Below are 19,797 nucleotides of genomic sequence, written 5' to 3' on the forward strand. Positions count from 1 at the left end.
AATTCAAAGAGGGCGCGTGATGCCACAGAGGTCGGTCATGTTCAAGACGTCGCTTGAAAAATGAAACGGGCGCCATCGGCGCCCGTGGGGTCACTCGGCGGCGATCGCCCGGGGAACCTCTTCATCTTCCTCGGCTTTTTTCTTGCGGCCGAAGCTTAGCAGCCAATCGCTCAGCCTGCCCATCTCGACGAAGATCACGGGCGTGATGAACAGCGTCAGCGCCTGGGACACGATCAGGCCGCCGACGACGGCAATACCAAGCGGCTGGCGAAGCTCGGAGCTGGCGCCGGTGCCGAGGGCGATCGGAAGCGCGCCGAGCAACGCGCAGAAGGTCGTCATCATGATCGGCCGAAAGCGTCTGACGCAGGCTTCGTGGATAGCCTCGGAGGAGGACATCCCGGTGCCCGAGCGGAGGTTTTCCAACGCGACGTCGATCATCATGATCGCGTTCTTCTTGACGATGCCGATCAGCATCAAAAGGCCGATCAACGCGATGATGGACAGGTCGAAGCCCATGACCCTGAGTGCCAGCAGAGCTCCCAGCGCCGCTGCCGGCAGGCCTGATAGAATCGTCAGCGGGTGGATGAAGCTCTCGTAGAGCACGCCAAGTACCACATAGATCGTCAGCACGGCCGCCAGGATGAGCAGCGGCGTGTTGCCTTGAGACTGTTCGAAAATTTGCGCGGTACCGCCGTAGGAGGTGAAGATGTCCGCCGGCATGTTAATGTCCTTCTTGATCTGATCGATCGCGGCCGTTGCATCTCCGAGCGCTTCGCCCGCGGGCAGATTGAAGGAAACCGTGGTCGAGACCAGCTGCCCCGTCTGGTTGATCGTGACAGGACCGGTGGTGCGCTGGACCTCGGCGAAGTTCGACAACGGAACGAGAGTACCATTGCTTGATGCGACACGGATTTCCTGAAGCTTCTGGTCATCCCAGGGCTTGCTGGTGTCGTATTCGACGATCACGTCATAGCTGTCGCCGGTGGACTGGATCTGCGCCGCCGCGTATCCGCCAAACGATTCCTGCAGTGTCGTGCGCAACTGATCGTCGTCAATACCGAAGGCAGCAGCTTTCTCGGTATCGACGACGATGTTGGCTTGCAGCGCATTGTTCTGCGCATCGGACGTGACATCCGTGAAGCGCGGATCGGCATGCATCGCCTGTTGGATCCTGCCGGCCCAGAGGTTCGTCTGATCGGCGCTCAGCGCCTGAACGACGAGCTGATACTGGCTGGCCGTCTGGCGTCCACCGAAGCGCAGGCTCTGCTGGGGCGTGATGAACGCCTGCAGACCCGCGATCTTGCTGATGCTGGTGCGCAGTTCACGCAACGTCTGGTCCAGGGGCGCGCGTTGGTCCTTGTCCTTCAGCTCTACAAACATCGTGCCGTTGTTGAGCGGGCTGCGTGCGTTGCCACCGACGATCGACATCACATGGTTCACCGCCGGGTTCTGTTTGACAAGATCCGCTGCCTGATTCTGCAGTGCCTGCATGGCAGGATAGGAAATGTCCTGACGCGCCCGTGTCGATATGTTCAGGCGGCCGATGTCCTCGGTCGGGAAGAAGCTAGCCGGCAGCGTCATGAACAGATAGACGGTCAGCCCTACGGAAGCGAGGAACAGCGCCAGAATGGCCGGCCGGTGGGAAAGGCACCATCCGACGGCCTTCTCATAGCCTCTGAGCGTCCGCTCGAAACCGGCGTCGAACCAGCGAATGAAGAACGGCGGCTGTTCGTGGCCGCTTCCCAGCCGCGAGGCCAGCATTGGCGTCACGGTCAGCGAAACGATCGCGGAGGCGACGATGGCGATCGCCACCACCATGCCGAACTCGTTGAAGATCCTGCCGACGACGCCGCCCATCAGAAGGATCGGGATGAAAACGGCGATCAGCGACACCGACATCGAGATGATCGTATAGCTCACCTCGCCCGCCCCTTTTATCGCAGCGTCGAGAACGGGCATTCCATCTTCCACATGACGCAGAATGTTCTCCAGCATCACGATGGCGTCGTCGACGACGAGGCCCACCGCCAGTGTCAATCCGAGGAGCGATATGTTGTCGATGCTGTAGCCGAGCACATACATCATCCCGAAGGTCGAAATCAGCGACAGCGGAACGGCGAGACCCGGAATGAGCGTTGCCGTCAGATGGCCGGTGAACAGGTAGATCACCAGTACGACAAGGCCGATCGTCAGGAGCAGCGTGAACTTGACGTCCGAGATCGCGTCGCGGATCGGCTTGGCCGAATCGTTCATGATTTGCGTTGTCACCGATGCCGGGATTTCCGCGTGAAGGGCGGGCAGCTTGGCGTTGATCGCATCGACCACCTGAACGGTGTTCGCATCCGGCTGGCGCTGGATAGCCAGGATGATGCTCTGTTTGCCGTCGTACCAGCTTCCGGTGTTCTGGTTTTCCACGCTGTCCTGGACGTCAGCGACGTCGCCGAGGTGGATCGGCGCACCGCCCGGATTGGCGATCACCAGCGAACGGAACTGTTCCGCATTGGTGCGCTGGGTGTCGGCGTTGATCGTCATGCTCTGGCTGTTGTTCTGCAGCGTGCCGACAGGCACCTGGCTGTTTGCTGCGACCAGCGCCTTGTTGACCGTATCGATGCCGATGCCGCGGTTGAGAAGCTTGTTCGGGTCGACTTCGACGCGCACGGCATATGTCTGCGCGCCGAAGACGGAAACTTCGGCAACACCCGGAAGCGTCGAAAGCGACGGCGAGATGATGTTTTCAGCGATCTCATCGAGCTTGCTTCGTGGCATTGTATTGCTCTGCACGGCAAGCAACATCACCGGCGCGTCGGCCGGGTTGGTCTTGCGATAGCTCGGCGGGGTCGTCATGTTGTCGGGCAACTGCCGGGTCGCATGCGATATCGCGGCCTGAACGTCGGCAGCAGCCGCGTCGATGCTGCGGTTCAGGTCGAACTGCAGGACGATGCTTGTGTTGCCGAGCGAGTTTGTAGCGCTGATTTCGCTGATGCCGGGAATAGTCTCGAACTGCTTGATGAGCGGCGTGGCGACCGATGTCGCCATCGTTTTGGGTGAGGCGCCGGTGAGGGCGGCGGAGACGTTGATGGTCGGAAAGTCGACTTGCGGCAGGGCTGCCACCGGCACAAGCTGGTAGCCGGCAATGCCGGCAAGAACGACGCCGATCGCAAGCAGGGTGGTGGCGACAGGACGCTGGATACAGAAATTCGGTATCATTCTTCTGTGCCCGCTACGATGGTTTCGGTTTTCTTCGGCTGATCGGCTGCGGCGACATCCAGCGCCTTGTCGTCGAATTCCTCTTTGACCGCCTGTTTGTCGACGAGTTGGGCCTGTCCTTCGATCACCACGTGATCGCCTTCTGAGAGGCCGGCGGAAATGGCACTGAACCCGCCGTTGGCGCGCGCGACCGTTACCGGAGCCAGTTGCGTCTTCCCATCCTTTACGACAAACGAAAAGAAGCCGTCCGCGCCCGGGCTCACCGCCACGGTCGGAACGACCACCTGTTGTTCGTTGTTGTTGAAATGGACAACGATGTTGACCGACTGGCCGGGCCAAAGCGCGCCGGAGGCGTTCTCGAACTTCGCCTTGGCGAGGATCGTCCCGGACGCCGGATCGACGGTATTGTCGTAGAAGCTGATCGTCCCTTTCCGCGCCTTGCCCTTGCCGGATTGCGGAACGGTGGTGACGTCGACGGTGCCCGCCGCAAGCGACTGCTTCAACTGCCTGAGGTCGCGCTCCTGGAGGTGGAACTTCACATAGATCGGATCATACTTCGCAATTGTGACGATGGCCGAGCCGGCATTCAAGAAAGCGCCGGGACTGACGGCGATGTCGCCGAGGCGGCCATCGAACGGCGCCCTGATCTGCGTATGCTCGAGCAGCACCTCGTCTGAGGCAAGTGCTGCCTTGTCGGCCTGGACGGTGGCGGCGGCGGTGTCGCGTGCAGCCTTTGCCTGATCGTAGGTCTGCTGCGTGCCGGCCTTGGACGTCAGCAGGTCGGAGGCGCGCGTCAGGGCGGTTTCTGCTTCCGCCAAAGTTGCCGTATCCCTCACGATCATCGCATTGTCCTTGTCGACAGTCGCCTGAGCGGTTCGGTCGTCCAGCTTCGCGATGAGGTCGCCACGCTTGACCGTTGCGCCGTCGGTGGCGACGATGTCGGTGACAAGTCCCTGTTCCTGGGCCGCGATCGTCGTATTGTCGTCCGCGTCGGCCCAGCCGGAAGCCGTGACGTCACGAGGCAGCACCGTCTTGATCGCCGCAACCGTCTTCACCAGGGTCGGTCCGCCGTTGCCGCGGCTGTGTCCCTTGCTGCCTCCCTGCTGCGCACCGTCGCTGCCGGCCTGATGGCCGCTTGCAGCATCTGCCTGCTGCGTTGCCATCGTACCGAACTGCGAAAGGTAGGGAATGCGATCCCTATAGTGCCAGGCGCCGAAACCGGCTGCCGCAACGATACAAATGGTGATCCAGAGTTTCTTCATGGGTAAGACCGGTCAGGACGAGTTGCGCGAAAATGCAGCTCTATTGAACCACGTTTATTGCGGCGCAAAAAAGACACAATTCTCCGGCGGCCATCACTAAGTGGTTATTATAGCTTAAATTTCTGTAATGAAAGATATATCTAATATAAACACATGAGGCATGCTGACCCGGTACGCTGCGGGCGCTGCCTCGGAGCGCCCGATTGTCGTTTGTATTCAGACGGATCGCGCGGCGCCGCCGTCGCATCTGACAAGGCTGCCGGTGATATAGCTTGCCTGCCGGCTGCAGAGAAACGCGGCCGTGGCCGCAAATTCCTCGACGGATCCGTAGCGCCCGACCGGAATGAGAGCTTCCTTGCCGGCTCGTACTTCATCCATGCTTTTGCCGGTTCGCCTTGCCGCAGCCCCGTCGAGATCGTCGAGGCGGCCGGTCAGGATGCTGCCGGGAAGCAAGAGATTCGCGGTGATTCCATGGCGGCCGATTTCCGTTGCCAGTGTCTTGCTCCATCCGGCAAGGGCAGGGCGCAGCGTATTGGACAAAGCGAGATTGCCGATCGGCTCGATCACGCCCGACGAGGCAACGGTCAGGATCCGGCCCCAACCCTGCGCCTTCATGTCCGGCAGCAGCGCGTTGGTGAGAGCGATGACACGAAGCACCATCGAGAAAAAATAGGTCTCCAGCTTCTCCGGTGTCATATCCTCCGTTGTCCCGGGCGTCGGTCCGCCGGTATTGTTGATCAGGATATCGACGCTTCCGAGCTTGGCTTTTGCCGCTGCCGTCACGCTCTCGACGAAATTGTCGTCGAACAGATCGGCCCAGATCCAGTCGGCCTTGCCTTTGCCCTCCGCATTGATCGCCTTGCAGTTCGCCTCCAGCGTCTCGCCGCTGCGGCCGCACAACAGCACATTTGCGCCTTCCCGGGCCAGGGCGACGGCAATGCCGTGGCCGAGCCCGCGCGAAGACGCCAGGACGAGGGCATTCTTGCCGTAGATACCGAGATCCATTTGAAGCCTCCAGTTTTTCCGTCCAATCTATAGGGTGCGCAACGATGGAAAGGGAAGGGTAGATGCCCGTTATTTGCGTCAGTTTATTGACGTTGACGTAAACGGCATATAATTCTTCTGTTCAGAGAAGGCCGTTGCGCGAAATGGGGGAGCGGCTGTCGTTTCCCGGCTCGACAACGCTTCTGCGTTTTGACAAGAGATACCTCATCACGGGGGAAATGGCTGCAAGACCGGCCTAGCGGAGATGGATGGATGACTGAGACGACAGAGCTGCCCGAGCGCGAAAGCATGGAATTCGACGTGGTGATCGTCGGCGGCGGCCCTGCCGGTCTGTCGGCGGCGATCCGGCTGAAGCAGGTCGACCCCGACCTCTCCGTCGTCGTGCTCGAGAAGGGCGCCGAAGTCGGGGCGCATATCCTCTCGGGGGCCGTCGTCGATCCGATCGGCATCGACCGGCTGCTGCCCGGCTGGCGCGACGAGGCCGACCATCCCTTCAAGACCGAGGTCACGGCCGATCATTTCCTGCTGNCGCGAAAGCATGGAATTCGACGTGGTGATCGTCGGCGGCGGCCCTGCCGGTCTGTCGGCGGCGATCCGGCTGAAGCAGGTCGACCCCGACCTCTCCGTCGTCGTGCTCGAGAAGGGCGCCGAAGTCGGGGCGCATATCCTCTCGGGGGCGGTCGTCGATCCGATCGGCATCGACCGGCTGCTGCCCGGCTGGCGCGACGAGGCCGACCATCCCTTCAAGACCGAGGTCACGGCCGATCATTTCCTGCTGCTCGGCCCGGCCGGCTCGGTGCGGCTGCCCAATATCCTGATGCCGCCGCTGATGAACAACCACGGCAACTACATCGTCTCGCTCGGAAACGTCTGTCGCTGGCTCGCCGCCAAGGCCGAAGCGCTGGGTGTSGAGATCTATCCGGGCTTTGCCGCCACCGAAGTGCTCTACAACGAGGCGGGCGCCGTGATCGGCGTYGCCACCGGCGACATGGGCATCGAGAAGAACGGCGAACCCGGCCCGAACTTCACCCGCGGCATGGAACTTCTCGGCAAATATGTGCTGATCGGCGAAGGCGTGCGCGGCTCGCTCGCCAAGCAGCTCATCGCCAAGTTCGATCTCTCCAGGGATCGCGAGCCGCAGAAATTCGGCATCGGCATCAAGGAGCTCTGGCAGGTGAAGCCCGAGCACCACAGACAGGGCCTGGTGCAGCACTCCTTCGGCTGGCCGCTCGGYATGAAGACCGGCGGCGGCTCGTTCCTCTATCACCTCGAGGACAACCTCGTCGCCGTCGGCTTCGTCGTCCACCTCAACTACAAGAACCCCTATCTCTMTCCCTTCGAGGAGTTCCAGCGCTTCAAGACGCATCCGGCCATCCGCACCACCTTCGAGGGCGGCAAGCGGCTGTCCTATGGGGCGCGTGCGATCACCGAGGGCGGCTACCAGTCGGTGCCGAAGCTGTCCTTCCCCGGCGGCGCGCTGATCGGCTGTTCGGCCGGTTTCGTCAACGTGCCCCGCATCAAGGGCAGCCACAACGCGGTGCTCTCGGGCCTGATGGCGGCGGACCGCATCGCCGCAGCGATTGCCGCCGGCCGCGCCAATGACGAGGTGATCGAGATCGAGAACGACTGGCGCGCAAGCGACATCGGCAAGGACCTGAAGCGGGTGCGCAACGTCAAGCCGCTGTGGTCGACGTTCGGCACCGCCATCGGCGTGGCGCTCGGCGGCCTCGACATGTGGACCAACCAGCTCTTCGGCCTTTCGATCTTCGGCGCGCTGAAGCACGGCAGGACCGATGCGCAATCGCTGGAACCGGCCTCGCGGCACAAGCCGATCGCCTATCCGAAGCCGGACGGCGTTCTGACCTTCGACCGCCTGTCCTCGGTGTTCCTGTCGAACACCAACCACGAGGAAGACCAGCCGGTGCATCTGAAGGTGAAGGACTTAGGCCTGCAGAAATCCTCCGAGCACGAYATCTATGCCGGCCCCTCGACCCGCTACTGTCCGGCCGGCGTCTACGAATGGGTCGAGAAGGACGGCAGGCAAGTCTTCGTCATCAACGCCCAGAACTGCGTCCACTGCAAGACCTGCGACATCAAGGACCCCAACCAGAACATCGACTGGGTCCCCCCGCAGGGCGGCGAGGGACCGGTCTATCCGAATATGTGAGGTTCGCGCATGAACAATAACGCTAAAAGCTGACATGAGGTGACCTAGGATACAGNCTGCAAGACCTGCGACATCAAGGACCCCAACCAGAACATCGACTGGGTCCCCCCGCAGGGCGGCGAGGGACCGGTCTATCCGAATATGTGAGGTTCGCGGGGCCTACCAGGTGCAACGCCGGGAATAGCCCGCAGGAAGCCAGAGAAAATGGACATGTGGTATGAAGACCTATCGGAGGGATACAGCATCCGAAGTGAACCAATCCATTTGACGAAGGATGCGATCGTCCGGTTCGCCAGCGAGTTCGACCCCCAGCCTTTCCATCTTGACGAGGCGGCGGCGGCGAACTCGTTTTTCGGACGGCTTGTAGCAAGTGGAGCCCACACCTACGCGCTGACCATGCGCCTTGGTGTGAACGCTGGGGTGTTCACCGGAAACGCTATCGCAGGCCTGGGCGTCGATGACGTCCGCTTCCATAAGCCGGTCCGGCCGGACAGCTTGCTCAGCGCGCTGTTTACCGTGAAGTCCCTGCGGGAATCGAAAAGCAAACCCGACCTGGGAATTGTCCATTGGCTTGCCGAGACCTTCGACGAGCATGGCGTGCTGGTGTTTTCGGCGGTTATCAAAAACCTCGTTCGGCGTGATCCCGGGCAGATTTGAGTGCAGCCGTCGGTTACGACGATGCAGGCTCTGTCCCGCAGAAATCAGGCCGCACCTCCGGCATTCAACCCGACGCCCTCAATGCGTCTTCTGCCCTTGACCTGATGTCGTCCGGCAGGATCATTCCGTTGCGCTCGGCCAGATTGAAGTACACTGACTTGATCTCGTTGGACGCGGACAACTCGTCGCTCATGTTATACAGATGATGGACAGTCGTGAGGGATTTCCTGCCTACGTTGGCGACCCTGCTTTCAATGTAGAAAAGACTGCCGACCTTCAACTCCTTCGCGAAGCTGATATTATGTTGGACATCGGCCCAGCCTTCCCGCTTCTCGGTCTGCCACTCCGCGCGATATCCAAGCGCGTGCACGAGGTGCCACATCGCTTGATCGAAAGCAGCCACGTAATACTGCACGTTCATGTGTCCCATGGCATCGCAATTCGCGGGATACACAACGCCCGAATATGTTCTCAAGACATCCTCCACCTTGAATAGACCAGCCAAGCAAACGGCAGTCGAACCGACTGGCAACAATACGCAAAAATCATCGCGACAGAAATTATACCACTAAATCTGAAAAACATACCCGCTAGACAAATATTTCGATTCTTGATAATAATTTGATAGGCCGACCAGCGGATGGTCGCATGATCCAATCAGGAAGGGCAGTACCCAATGACCACCGATGTGCGAAAGTCGTGGACCACAAGTGTAAGTGACGTTGAAGAAGCAGATGTCTTCATTCGCGGTTACAGCCTCGGCGACATTATCGGGAATATGTCGTTCGCCGCCGCGACGTACCTGCTTATCCGGGGAACGCTGCCGACACCGGGTCAGACGAAAATGATCGACGCGATCCTCTGCTCCGTTCTGGATTACTCTCTCAAGAAGCCCGGCACTGTGGCGGCACGCTACTGCGTCTCTGGCAACCCATCGATGGTCGCAGGGCTTGCAACGGCCATACTTTCCGCCGGGGAATACACGCTGGCTCCAGACAGCGCCGGCGCGTTCATCCGTGCCACCTATGACACCCATCGCAAGGCCGACCACTCCATCGACACATGCGCAGAAGCTGCCGTAGATGAAATTCGTGAGAAGAAGATGCGAGTTGGTGGCTTCGGCCATCCGAACTTCAAATACACCGATCCACGTGCGCAGAAGCTTAAGTCGATTGCCGTCGAAGCCGGCGTTTGGAGCGATGTGTGCGATTGGTACGAAGCGGTCCATCGCGCATTCATCAAGCGGGTCAACAAGCCCGAGATGGTCATCAACGAAGTCGGCATGATGGCTGCGATCCTGACCGAGATGGCATTTACACCGGACGAAATGACCGGTCTCGCCCTGTTGTCGACCTTCCCGGGCGTTGTAGCCCATGTCTCCGAAGAGCTTCAGTCGAAGACGCGCATCCGCACGCTCCCAGATGAATTGGTCGACTACACGCGGGAACGCAGGGACCTGACCAAGGACCTCGAGACCGCCGGCTGGTCCGCTTGAAAAGATGTGGGGCGAGCGTCTCATCGCGAGGCGCTCGCCCCAACGGGCCGGCTTCTCGGACACCCCGGATCAGGCAAATGCAAACGACAAAAAAATCGCCCCGAGGATGACCCGGAGCGATCCAAAGACAATGAAACTGACTGCTTACTTCACCATGCGAGGCTCACCGACCTCGCCGACCTTCTTGTCGAAGCCTGCTGCCTCCAATTCCTTCACGATGCTTCCGTCTTTGTGCTGACCTTCGATGCTCTTGTCGAGCGCGGCACCGAGAGACTCGTTGTCCTTGGTGTAGATCACGCCGGCCTGGGCGGGAAGGATGGATGCCTGGATACGCTCATCCGGCTTTGCCAACATGATTTGGATGCCCTTGTAGCCATCGGCCGTCTTCTGGATGTAAGCGCCGGAATTGTAACCGTCTGCGGCGATATCGATACGTCCGGCCTCCAGGTCCTGCGCCAGTGCGACGGGGGTGGGATAGAGCTTCAGTTTCGGCCCGAGCATCTTCTGCATCTCGCCGACCCAAAGGTAGCCCTGGACGGTTCCGACGTTTTTCCCTTCGAACGACGCGACCGTGTCCGATCCGTTCTTGGAAAAAATGCCCATCGGGTCGAGGTAGGTCGGCGCGGACATCGACACGGCCTTGGCACGCTTCTCTGTACGGTTCCAGCTTCCGACAGCGATATCCGCCTTGCCGCTGACAACCGCCTGGATGGTCGCCGCAGGATCGAGAACCATCGGAACCACCTCCAGGCAGTTTTCCTTGGCAGCCCGCTTGACGATATCGACGTCGATGCCTGAGATGTCACCGCCGGCGGTAACGGAGAATGGAGGATAGTCGTAGGCAGCAACGACAAGCTTGCCATCCTGAACGGTCTTTACCTTGGTCGTGCACTCGGCACCAAATGCCGATACCCCCTGGGCTGCCAGAACCAGAGCAGTTATTGCCAATAGTCGCTTCATTTTCATTCCCTCTCTTTTGCTTTTTGACCAAGGTGATCGAGGTACCGACCTCACCTCACAGCCGGATGTCCAAAAAATCACGACCTGCGCGACTTCCCGGTCTCATTCAAATACAGCGGCCCTAGTCCTGGAGGAGCGTCTCCATGCGCTCCATCGCGTCCGCATACTCAGTCAGCATGTCGAAGATGACCTGCTTTACTGTTTTCGGTTCGTTTACCTGTCCTACGACCTGGCCCGAGGCGTAGGTCATCCAGTCCTTCCGATGCGACCGCTCGGCGCGTCGGAATGGCTCACCCGACAAGATCGATTGATAGGGGACGCCCAGGGGCTTCGGCGCATCGTCCGCGGCCCATGCTTCCGTATACTTGCTGCGGATCGCGCGGCACGGCTTGCCGGTATAGCCGTAGGTGATCACGGCATCCGTCGACTTGGCGGCGTAGAGGACGTCCCGCATATCGGGGTTCAATTCGCTTTCGACAGTGCCAAGCCAAATTGTTCCGCACCAGACTCCTTCAGCCCCCAGAGCCAACGCGGCAGCCATTTGCCTCCCGTTGCCGACGCCGCCTGCAGCCAACACCGGTATCGGAGCGACGCGATCGACCACCTCGGGCCAAAGAACCATCGAGGCTACGCTCCCGGTGTGGCCGCCGCCTTCCGTACCCTGCGCAATGATGACGTCCATGCCGGCGTCCGCCTGCTTTTCGGCCTGGCGGCTGGAGCCGACCAGAGCACCGACCCTGATCCCTGCCCGGCGGGCCCTTTCGACGACATGGGACGGTGGAACACCAAGAGCGCTGACCAGGAATTTGATGGGATGCCGCATGGCAACCTCAAACAGCGCGTCACTCTCGTCCTGCGTGAAGCTCAGGTTGGCAGCATACTCTTCGTACCAGCCGTCGACGTCCTCCTGAGGCAACTCGGGAACTCCGTCTTCCGTCATCAGAGCATTGATGTATTCGACGTGCCCGCGAGGCAGGATTTTCCGAGGACTCTTTCCACCTGAGATATCGGAGGCCGCCGAGGTGAAGATCATGTCGACGCCGTAGGGCTTGCCGTCGATGTGCTCGTCGATCCACTTCAATTCCTGTTCGAGATGCTCGGGCGTCATCCAGGCTGCGCCAAGAACCCCCATGCCGCCGGCCTTGGACGTTGCGACAACCACGTCGCGGCAATGGCTGAAAGCAAAGACAGGAATCCCGATGCCGAACATCTCAGTGACAGCCGTCTTCATAAGAAACCTCTTCGCCGGATTTGTGTACCTTAAATACTTTTAATTTGACCATCGAGTATGTCAACCTGTTTCTTGTCGGGTGCCAATCTTTGCGGCGTCCGCTTGACAACAGACGAAAAGGGCGATCAAACTCAATAGTCAAATTTACAGTCTCATTAGTCAGATTATGAGAGCAGGCCGTCATGACGAAACGCATCAACTTCATCAATCCGTTTGGCTCCGCGAGTTATGACGAGATCATCCTGAAGACACTGTCCCACTACGCTTCGGAGGGGACCGCTCTAGACGTCACCCACTTGGAGAACTGCCCGGCGGACATCGACTTCTTCTACTCGAAGCACATGATCGAACAGGCGCTTTACGAAGCGATCATGGTTTCGCAGGAGGCTGGCTACGATGCCGTCATCGTCGGCTGCCTGTATGATCCGGGCGTGCGGGTGGCGCGCGAACTTGTCGACGTTCCCGTGATCGGTCCGCTTGAAGCTTCGTTCCAGATGGCGGCCTACTATGGGCACTCGACGATGGTGCTCACCGACCATCGCAAGGCGGTACCCTACATCTACGATCAGGCCCGACTGAACGGCCAGGGCAACACCGTCCGTGGCGTCGATGCTATCGATTGGTTCGTGAAAGACATGATCGAAGACCGCCAGGCCGTAGCGAACGACGTCGTGCGGTTGTCGAAGGAGGCCGCTCAGCGCTTCGGTGCAGAAACGGTCATCATGGGCTGCACGATTATCGCCGCAATCTATCAGGAATATCTGATGGAGGGTGGGGTACCGTCTGATGTGCCGATTATCAATCCAAACCTGATGGCGCTCAAGATGGCTGAGGGCCTTGCCGATCTTCACCGGAAGGGCGGCTACTCCATTGCCCGTCAGGGCTTCTACATGCAGCCCACCGGCCATTTCAAAGACGAATTCGAAACCGCGCGTCGGACCTGGAACGCATCGAAGCCGCCGTTCAGGCGGTAGGCAGCTCTCCCTTGGGGCTGGACCGGAATGTGAATGACATCCAATTTGGAGACGACTATGGAACTGAATTTGTCGGGACGCACGGCCGTCATAACTGGCGGGGAGACCGGGATTGGCGCCGCAATAACGCGCACGCTCGCCGAGGCCGGCGCAAACGTCGTCGTAGGCGGCATTCTGGACAACGTTGGAACGGCGTTTGCCGGGGAGCTTGCATCCAAGGGGCTGAAGGTATCCTTTCAAAAGACGGATGTCCGAAAGGAAGCCGAGGTGAACGCGCTTGTCGACGGCGCCGTCGAACGTTTTGGCGCGGTCGACGTCATGGTCAACAACGCCGGGGTTTTCGACGGATTTGCCGACTGCCTGGAAACGACCGAGGCACTCTGGGATCAGATCATCGACATTAATCTGAAGGGTACGTTCTTCGGCTGCAGAGCGGCTTTGAAGCACATGGTCACCAGGGGCGCCGGCCGCATTATCAATACGTCGTCCGTCGGTGGCCTTCGAGGTGCCGCCGATGGCGCATCTTACACGGCATCGAAGTTTGGCGTCGTCGGCCTCACGCGTCAGATCGCCGTCAGCCATAGCCAATACGGCATCACCATAAACGCAATTTGCCCGGGCGTGATCCAGACGGACATTCGCGGCAACTCCGCCGCCATCCTGGGTGCCGATGGACCCGATATGCAAAAGGGCGTCGGAAGCGATCCCGAAGGATACAAGCGGCTGGTTCCAGCCAGGCGCAAGGGGCTCCCGGAAGAGGTTGCAGCGGTCGCTCTGTTTCTGGCGACGGATGCCGGAAGCTACGTCTCCGGGCAAGCTATCGCAATTGACGGCGGCTGGACGGCGACCTGAATCGCGGCGACACCAACAACCGTGATGGCAGGAGATGCCATTGCGAGGGCTACCCCCGCGATCCGAGAACGGCCGAAATCGCGCCAACAACATTTCAGATGGTAAGCAAGATGAAAAATGCGGACGTAGTGGTCATTGGCGGTGGCATCGTTGGAATGTCCACGGCTTACTTCCTGCAACAGGCCGGTCTGTCGGTCACGGTCGTCGAAAAAGAGCACTTGGCCTACGGTGCTTCGGGCAGGAACGCTGGATTCATCTGGCTGAGCTTGCGGCCGGCCGGCGTTCAACTCGACATGGCCCGCGCCGGACGAGACCTGTATCCGGGCATCGTCGACGATATCGGCAATGATTTCGAGTTCCGCCAGCACGGTGGGATGATCTATTGCTTCAACGATGCTCAGCTTAAAGTGCTTGGCGAGTTGGCCGAGGCAAGACGGGCCGACGGACTAAATATGGAGCTGGTGGACTCCCGGCGGGCGATCGAGCTCTGCCCCATCCTGCCTGAGAACGTAGCCGGGGCAACCTACTGCCATGACGACGCGCAGATCTACACGCCCAGATTCGTCGAGGCGCTAGGGCGCGCGTTCGTTGCACGCGGCGGTACGGTGCTCGACCGCACGGAGGTCCTCTCGATTTCGCTCTCGGGCGGCAAGGCCGTTGGCGTTGAGACCGATGCGGGAGCTATTTCTGCCGAACGCGTGGTTGTGGCAACCGGCGCATGGAGTGCACCCTTCCTCGAAAAGCTGGACGTAAAGCTCCCGATCCGCCCCATGCGATTGCAGGCGATGTCCACGACACCGATGGAGTTGAAGTTCAAACCGGTACTCTACGGTCCGCTGGCGCTGAAGCAATACTCGATGGTCCGGGACCTCCCGAGCTATCGCGACGACCTTTTCCGTTCTCCCACCGAAGCTTCTCTCGCCAACGTCGAGCTGCTGGAATGTGCAGTCCAGAGGCTTGATGGCACTGTCCTGATGGGCTGTGCGATGGATTATCCAGGCTACAAGCAAACCTCGGCGCTCGAAGGGGTTGGCATCACGGCAAAGGTCTTCGCGGAACATCTGCCGGCACTTCGCGATCAGGAGGTCGAGAAAGCCTGGGCATGCATGCTCCCATCCACGCCCGACAGCATGCCTTACATCGGCGAACTGGAAGGCGCTTCCGGTGTGACGATTGCCGCCGGCCACGTATTCGGAAATGCGGCAGGCCCGATTACCGGCAAGCTCGTGATGGAGCTGATAACCGGGAAAAGCCCCTCCCTGGACATGACCCCGTTCGCTGTCTCGCGACATGCCGGCATTTCCATCGACGATCCGGTTCTATGGTAGAACGGTTTTTCGCCGGGATACGCCAGAACAAAAAAAGAGCAGGAGCGCCCGGCGCTCCTGCTTTTTGCTGTCGGTGATTGAAACTGGAACTACTTTGCGGCGTAGCTCGCAGTCAGGTTTCCTTGGGCATTCTGCCAAGCGCGTCGCGTCTGCTTGGTAACGCTCTGGAAATGGCTGTCTTTGGGCTGGCCATAATAGCCCAGCCGTGAAATTTGATAGTTCCCCTTTTGGTAGAGGTTCGCGAGAGACTCCGCCATGCTGAGTGCCATCAAGTTCGGGTTCAGGATCGGGAACGGAGCTGGCTCTCCACCGTTCATCAGATATTTCTGATAGGAGGCGGCGATAATGGTGCAGTTCAGGATGACGGCTTCCGCACCCGTTCGCTCGATCGACTTTGCCGTCTGCTCGACGACATCGCGGGCAACCGCAGACGTGTCGAGAACCATATCCTTGACATACCAATCGATCACATCCAGGCCGAGGATGCGTTCTGAAGCTCCGTAAAGCTTCACATTGTCCTTCATCTGGGAACCGGCCTTCACATGGTCTGCCACGATCACCGCAGTCCGGCCGTAATAGGACAGCATGCTCAAACTTGCTTCGAACGGACCGACAACCGGGATACTGACGAGCTCGCGCGAAACCATGACGCCCGGATCATAGCAGCAGCCGCTGATGACCGCATCGTAGCCTTCTTCTTCGGATTTCATCACGGCATCGAACAGGGAAGCCTCGACCATATGCTTGGGGTAGAAATAGTCCATGTCAGCCGGGCACCCCTCGAGATGGGTTATGTCCAGCATGGTGTCATTCATCGCGTAGTGCGACAGCGTTTCCCTGATGAGATTGTCATAGGCCGTCGTGCCAAAAGGGTTGATGAAGTTTATTCGACGCGGCATCGGATCGTCTCCCGTTCAAAATCGCATAATTTGACCAATGCGTATGTTAATTTGTCTCATCAGTCAACCAATGGAAACGAGTTCGAGTGGCGACGAGCCAAGGGCATCGACCGACCTGAGCCGCGATGCAGGCATTGTAGATTTGTATGTGGACATCGGCCAGGAGCGGAAGCGCTCTAGCCTTTGAGGTCACGTGCCTGGCCGCTGGACCGCAGCTCCTTGAGCGTCTTGCCAAGGCAGGTCCCCACCTTCGATTCACCGGAGGCTTTGGCCGTTCCGTCGACGGAAATCGTCCCTGCAAGTCTGTCCGGCGTTATATAGGTGGCGACACCTCCGGCATCGAGCCGCGACAGATAATAGGCATGATGCATCCCCTTGTATTCGCAGGTAATGACGAAGGGGAAATTGTCCAATGGTTCGGCGGCATGGGCCGCGGACCAGCATACGGCGAAGACGCCAATAGCTGCCGCCAGGCTTATCCTGCCCAAGCTATCGCGCAGAATTCGACCGGAAGATGTAGCGATCATGCTCGAAGACCCCCGTGGATGCCTTTATTGAGCTTTCGTGGTTGAGATTACTACCTCAGCTTTCAAGAGTCGAGTTCCGCTGTGCCGATCCGCGCACCGGACAGCTACTCCAGCTGCGGCGGGAGAAGGTAGAGCGTCATGGCGAGGATCAGGTAGACGATGAGCAGAAGGGCGCCGACAAACCATGCCGAACGCCCGCTGTTGGTGACCAGTATCACGGCCATGACGGCGATGAGCATCATGACAACGGCGCTTGGCCAGAACTCGAGGCTCATCGGCGTTGGGCCGACGACATAGCTGAGGAGCACGAGCACGGGAGCAACGAACAGCGCGATCTGGGCGGCGCTTCCCAGGCCGATGCCTACGCTCAAATCCAGCCGGTTCTTGCGTGCGCCGGCGAAAGCGGACGCCATCTCGGCAGCACCTCCGACCAAAGCCACGATGATGAAGCCGACGAATGCCGGTGTCATTCCAAATTCCACCGCAGCCTGCTGCACCGATTCAACGAAAATCTCGCTGACCAGCCCGACGAAAACCGTAGCGACGGCTAGGGTCGCAAGCGCGATCCCAAGCGAAGGGGGCACCTCATCGCTGTCCGAATGCTCGACAGCCGTGAAGAGTTCGCTGTGGGTCTTCAGCGAGAAGAAAAGGCCCAGCCCGTAGGTGACGATCAAAACAACAGACAGGCCGACGCTCAATTGCTGGCTGAAGCCTGACATCACCACGGAATCGGCTGAGATCGCCGAGGGTATCAGCATGGCGACGATGGCCAGAAACAGTAGACTGGACTGCAGGCGGGTGTTGATCCGGTTGTATTCCTGAACGTGATGCTTGAGCCCGCCCAGCAGAAAGGAAGCACCCAGCATGAAGAGCGTATTGGTGACGATCGCCCCGGCGATCGATGCCTTCACCAGCGCGTATTGCCCGGCACGAAGCGCGGTCAGGCCGATCACCAGTTCGGTCAGGTTGCCGAGCGTCGCGTTCAGAAGGCCTCCGACCGCGTCGCCTGTTCTGGCCGCCACCGATTCCGTCGCGTGACTGAGCAGGAGCGCGAGCGGCAGGATGGCCAGGACGGACAGCACGAAAAGGACAGTATGTTGTTCCGGCATCAGTTTTGCGGCGGCAAGCACGATGGGGACAAAGCACAGCAGCCACAGAAGACGGTTGTCGCGGATTTCTCGTAGAAGGGCAACCATAACGAACATCCACCTGGAGGGATCGTGTCGAGCGCAGGCTGATAGGCTGAGATTGGGATGCGTATATTGCCTTTATCCCGCGAAGCATCGACATTGGCAATATTGATCGCGTCATAGTCGCAACAGGACAGCCTATCCGCCGAAGGCGATTGTCACGGCGACCAGGACTGCTCCGATCGCCGTCATTGCAAACGCCGTGGGCCAGGGACTTCGTCCCATGTATCTGCCGAGCTGGGCGCCGATCACGAAGAGCATAACCAGCGCGATGAAATTCGAGACGCGCATGGCAGTGCGGAGATCGTCTAAAAAGAGAAAAGGAATGCTTGGCGGAAGGGTAGACGCCACCACCAGCGAGAAAATCAGAAACGCCGCCTTGATGTCGGACAGAGTGACGATACGTTCGCGCGCGGCCGCGGGCGCGGCCCTGATGCGCGCAAGGAGCGCGTCAGATTCGGCCTCGGCGAAAACGCTCGCGAGCTTCCCGGGGATACTCTCGACGAGGATTCGGCGTGCCTCGGGCAGCGGTGACGATCGCAGAAATTTCACCAGATGAAGATGCCTGGCGCGCTCTGCGGCCGTCGCAAGCACGAACATGACGCCGTCCACGATGCCCCAGGCAACGTTGCATCCCAAGGCGGCCACGAGGACGCCGCCGACCTTGTCGCCAGCTGCAACTGAGGCGCTCATCGTGCCGGTGAAGGACAAAGCCATCAGCAGTCCGAAAATGATCTCGGACATGCGATCGATAGGATCCAAAACGGAACGCGTTCGTTTCGGAGCGTCCATGGGTGTCTATCTCGCGTTGGACAGTCTGGCAGCTTGCCCCGGCAGGCTGACGGACTGCTAGACTATCGCTTTCGAACGCCTAAAAGTCGCGCTGAAGACGAAGGAACCCCTCAAGCTGGTCATCGTCGTCATTGTCGGAATCGTAGTACTGAGTGCTGAGTTTCGCAGCGAAATTCTCGGCGATCTGGTAATCGATCGTGATGCCGCCGGTCCAGGCATCGCCTCCACCAAACCCATCCCCATCGGCATCCAGATCGATCGCGTGGAAATACTGGAACCCYGGTGTGAAGGTCCATGTGTCGGTCGCCTTCCAGACGTACTGCGCGCCGACCGTCCACTCGGATTCCTCGTAGTAATAGTTCGCTCCGCTTGCCCAGACGGCGTAGAGCCCGAGTTGGCCCGGACCGACGTCGGCATAGCCGATACCGCGTATGGCGATTTCTTCCGTGTCGGTGTCGTAGCCGCCGAGGAGATATCCGCTGAACCCTCCGGATTTGCCGGAGATCTGCGCGGCAATGCCGACATCGTTCGGCCCCTCGCCGGGCTTCGTCTTCCGATGTGAACTGGCCACTCACCCTCAGACTGACCCTCTCCCCGCGTGACTTCCTGAAGTTCATGGTAACGCCCGATTTCCAGGACACTATCCCGACCAACCTCTTCCGTGTCGGTGTCGTAGCCGCCGAGGAGATATCCGCTGAACCCTCCGGATTTGCCGGAGATCTGCGCGGCAATGCCGACATCGTTCGGCCCCTCGCCGGGCTTCGTCGCATAGTCTTCCTCAAGTTCGTCCACGGAAATTCCGGCCGCGAAACTATCGGTCTCGTACTGGTAGCGAAACGAATTGTGCTTGGTTTCATTGCTCGCGACGACATCGGTCTCACCGCTTGGGTCGTCATCCCACCAGCTGTACTGCATACCGGCTCGGAATCCGTTGAGATCGATGAACCCTTCGTCCAGGAAGACGATGTTGTCGTCCGCGCTTTCGGTCTCGCCGCGAATGGTAATCCAGCCGGTGAGCGTCCCCCATTCCGTCTCGCTCTTGGAAATGAAACTAACCTGGGCGCGTTGCCAGAAAGACCAGTCCGAGGTGCCCGCTTTGTCGCGGCCAAACCTGGCCTCGGTTCGCAGGTAGCCGCCGATATGCAGGCAGGTTTCCGTGCCCGGTATATAGAAGTAAGTCGTGCCGTAGGCGTCGCAGACGCGCACATACTCTGCCGGCTCCGGCTCAGCGGCGACGATCGCATCCGCTGC

At 59.7% G+C, this 19,797-nt stretch carries 16 protein-coding genes and 4 pseudogenes; 8 read left to right on the forward strand and 12 right to left on the reverse strand.

Features of this window, described 5'->3' with window-relative positions:
* Nucleotides 1–90: 90 nt before the first annotated feature.
* The 3 genes from ASC97_RS03490 to ASC97_RS03500 form a co-directional block, all read right to left on the reverse strand.
* The gene (locus ASC97_RS03490; RefSeq protein WP_057466928.1) at nt 91–3,207 is read right to left on the reverse strand and encodes an efflux RND transporter permease subunit; all 3,117 of its coding nucleotides are present in this window, start codon (nt 3,205–3,207) and stop codon (nt 91–93) included.
* Nucleotides 3,204–4,469, reverse strand: a complete 1,266-nt coding sequence (locus ASC97_RS03495) for an efflux RND transporter periplasmic adaptor subunit (RefSeq protein ID WP_057466929.1) — start codon at nt 4,467–4,469, stop codon at nt 3,204–3,206. Before ASC97_RS03495 ends, ASC97_RS03490 begins: the two co-directional genes overlap by 4 nt.
* A 216-nt stretch (nt 4,470–4,685) precedes the next feature.
* Nucleotides 4,686–5,474 (reverse strand): SDR family oxidoreductase, encoded by a 789-nt coding sequence (locus ASC97_RS03500; protein WP_057466930.1) that lies wholly within the window; start codon nt 5,472–5,474, stop codon nt 4,686–4,688.
* A gap of 252 nt (nt 5,475–5,726) precedes the next feature.
* Between ASC97_RS03500 and ASC97_RS32515 the strand changes: the two genes are divergently transcribed.
* From ASC97_RS32515 to ASC97_RS03515, 4 genes and pseudogenes are all read left to right on the forward strand, one after another.
* A partial coding sequence (locus ASC97_RS32515; protein ID WP_156390309.1) for an FAD-dependent oxidoreductase occupies nt 5,727–6,002 on the forward strand: 276 nt, incomplete at its 3' end.
* A 1-nt stretch (nt 6,003) separates the two neighbouring features.
* A pseudogene (locus ASC97_RS03510) lies at nt 6,004–7,641 on the forward strand (electron transfer flavoprotein-ubiquinone oxidoreductase); the annotation flags it as partial.
* A 56-nt stretch (nt 7,642–7,697) separates the two neighbouring features.
* A pseudogene (locus ASC97_RS36155) lies at nt 7,698–7,788 on the forward strand (4Fe-4S dicluster domain-containing protein); the annotation flags it as partial.
* Between the two features lie 57 nt (nt 7,789–7,845).
* Entirely contained in the window at nt 7,846–8,298 is a 453-nt protein-coding gene (locus ASC97_RS03515) for a MaoC/PaaZ C-terminal domain-containing protein (RefSeq protein WP_057466933.1), read from the forward strand.
* A 64-nt stretch (nt 8,299–8,362) separates the two neighbouring features.
* Here ASC97_RS03515 and ASC97_RS03520 read toward each other — a convergent pair whose 3' ends face one another.
* A complete protein-coding gene (locus ASC97_RS03520; RefSeq protein ID WP_200959430.1) occupies nt 8,363–8,773 on the reverse strand; it encodes an acyl-CoA thioesterase in 411 nt (136 codons plus the stop codon).
* A 201-nt stretch (nt 8,774–8,974) separates the two neighbouring features.
* Here ASC97_RS03520 and ASC97_RS03525 point away from each other — a divergent pair, with 201 nt between their 5' ends.
* Nucleotides 8,975–9,793, forward strand: a complete 819-nt coding sequence (locus ASC97_RS03525; RefSeq protein WP_057466934.1) for a citryl-CoA lyase — start codon at nt 8,975–8,977, stop codon at nt 9,791–9,793.
* 144 nt (nt 9,794–9,937) lie between these two features.
* Here the strand turns inward: ASC97_RS03525 and ASC97_RS03530 are convergent, their stop codons facing one another.
* Together ASC97_RS03530 and ASC97_RS03535 are read right to left on the reverse strand one after the other, a co-directional pair.
* Nucleotides 9,938–10,753: a substrate-binding periplasmic protein gene (locus tag ASC97_RS03530; protein ID WP_162246675.1), complete on the reverse strand. Its 816-nt coding sequence runs from the start codon at nt 10,751–10,753 to the stop codon at nt 9,938–9,940.
* A 121-nt stretch (nt 10,754–10,874) separates the two neighbouring features.
* Nucleotides 10,875–11,984 (reverse strand): NAD(P)H-dependent flavin oxidoreductase, encoded by a 1,110-nt coding sequence (locus tag ASC97_RS03535; RefSeq protein WP_057466936.1) that lies wholly within the window; start codon nt 11,982–11,984, stop codon nt 10,875–10,877.
* 182 nt (nt 11,985–12,166) lie between these two features.
* Here ASC97_RS03535 and ASC97_RS03540 point away from each other — a divergent pair, with 182 nt between their 5' ends.
* The 3 genes from ASC97_RS03540 to ASC97_RS03550 all read left to right on the forward strand — a co-directional run bounded on the left by ASC97_RS03540 (nt 12,167) and on the right by ASC97_RS03550 (nt 15,138).
* On the forward strand, nt 12,167–12,958 hold the full coding sequence (locus ASC97_RS03540; protein ID WP_057466937.1) for an aspartate/glutamate racemase family protein: 792 nt from the start codon (nt 12,167–12,169) through the stop codon (nt 12,956–12,958).
* Nucleotides 12,959–13,015: 57 nt separating this feature from the next.
* Entirely contained in the window at nt 13,016–13,810 is a 795-nt protein-coding gene (locus tag ASC97_RS03545) for an SDR family NAD(P)-dependent oxidoreductase (RefSeq protein ID WP_057466938.1), read from the forward strand.
* Between the two features lie 77 nt (nt 13,811–13,887).
* Nucleotides 13,888–15,138, forward strand: coding sequence for an NAD(P)/FAD-dependent oxidoreductase (locus ASC97_RS03550; protein WP_274534138.1), 1,251 nt, complete (start codon nt 13,888–13,890; stop codon nt 15,136–15,138).
* A gap of 89 nt (nt 15,139–15,227) precedes the next feature.
* On the opposite strand, the gene ASC97_RS03555 is transcribed toward ASC97_RS03550, so the two are convergent.
* The 6 genes and pseudogenes from ASC97_RS03555 to ASC97_RS03575 all read right to left on the reverse strand — a co-directional run.
* Nucleotides 15,228–16,037: an aspartate/glutamate racemase family protein gene (locus ASC97_RS03555; RefSeq protein ID WP_200959431.1), complete on the reverse strand. Its 810-nt coding sequence runs from the start codon at nt 16,035–16,037 to the stop codon at nt 15,228–15,230.
* A 176-nt stretch (nt 16,038–16,213) separates the two neighbouring features.
* A complete protein-coding gene (locus ASC97_RS03560; protein ID WP_057466940.1) occupies nt 16,214–16,564 on the reverse strand; it encodes a hypothetical protein in 351 nt (116 codons plus the stop codon).
* A 104-nt stretch (nt 16,565–16,668) separates the two neighbouring features.
* Nucleotides 16,669–17,760 carry a calcium/proton exchanger gene (gene cax, locus ASC97_RS03565; protein WP_057466941.1) on the reverse strand — a complete coding sequence of 364 codons (1,092 nt, stop codon included), beginning with the start codon at nt 17,758–17,760 and terminating at the stop codon, nt 16,669–16,671.
* Nucleotides 17,761–17,892: 132 nt separating this feature from the next.
* The gene (locus ASC97_RS03570) at nt 17,893–18,498 is read right to left on the reverse strand and encodes a VIT1/CCC1 transporter family protein (RefSeq protein ID WP_162246677.1); all 606 of its coding nucleotides are present in this window, start codon (nt 18,496–18,498) and stop codon (nt 17,893–17,895) included.
* A gap of 127 nt (nt 18,499–18,625) precedes the next feature.
* Nucleotides 18,626–19,096 (reverse strand): annotated as a pseudogene (locus ASC97_RS32525) (porin); the annotation flags it as partial.
* A gap of 101 nt (nt 19,097–19,197) precedes the next feature.
* A pseudogene (locus ASC97_RS03575) lies at nt 19,198–19,797 on the reverse strand (porin); the annotation flags it as partial.

This window comes from Rhizobium sp. Root1203 (assembly GCF_001424945.1).
In the GTDB taxonomy this organism is placed as follows: Bacteria; Pseudomonadota; Alphaproteobacteria; order Rhizobiales; family Rhizobiaceae; genus Rhizobium.

Excerpts from the sequence above, each read along its gene's own strand:
- ASC97_RS03490 (WP_057466928.1), bottom strand. The coding sequence starts at position 3,207 with ATGATACCGAATTTCTGTATCCAGCGTCCTGTCGCCACCACCCTGCTT.
- ASC97_RS03495 (WP_057466929.1), bottom strand. The coding sequence starts at position 4,469 with ATGAAGAAACTCTGGATCACCATTTGTATCGTTGCGGCAGCCGGTTTC.
- ASC97_RS03500 (WP_057466930.1), bottom strand. The coding sequence starts at position 5,474 with ATGGATCTCGGTATCTACGGCAAGAATGCCCTCGTCCTGGCGTCTTCG.
- ASC97_RS03515 (WP_057466933.1), top strand. The coding sequence starts at position 7,846 with ATGGACATGTGGTATGAAGACCTATCGGAGGGATACAGCATCCGAAGT.
- ASC97_RS03525 (WP_057466934.1), top strand. The coding sequence starts at position 8,975 with ATGACCACCGATGTGCGAAAGTCGTGGACCACAAGTGTAAGTGACGTT.
- ASC97_RS03530 (WP_162246675.1), bottom strand. The coding sequence starts at position 10,753 with ATGAAGCGACTATTGGCAATAACTGCTCTGGTTCTGGCAGCCCAGGGG.
- ASC97_RS03535 (WP_057466936.1), bottom strand. The coding sequence starts at position 11,984 with ATGAAGACGGCTGTCACTGAGATGTTCGGCATCGGGATTCCTGTCTTT.
- ASC97_RS03540 (WP_057466937.1), top strand. The coding sequence starts at position 12,167 with ATGACGAAACGCATCAACTTCATCAATCCGTTTGGCTCCGCGAGTTAT.
- ASC97_RS03545 (WP_057466938.1), top strand. The coding sequence starts at position 13,016 with ATGGAACTGAATTTGTCGGGACGCACGGCCGTCATAACTGGCGGGGAG.
- ASC97_RS03555 (WP_200959431.1), bottom strand. The coding sequence starts at position 16,037 with ATGCCGCGTCGAATAAACTTCATCAACCCTTTTGGCACGACGGCCTAT.
- ASC97_RS03560 (WP_057466940.1), bottom strand. The coding sequence starts at position 16,564 with ATGATCGCTACATCTTCCGGTCGAATTCTGCGCGATAGCTTGGGCAGG.
- cax (WP_057466941.1), bottom strand. The coding sequence starts at position 17,760 with ATGGTTGCCCTTCTACGAGAAATCCGCGACAACCGTCTTCTGTGGCTG.
- ASC97_RS03570 (WP_162246677.1), bottom strand. The coding sequence starts at position 18,498 with ATGTCCGAGATCATTTTCGGACTGCTGATGGCTTTGTCCTTCACCGGC.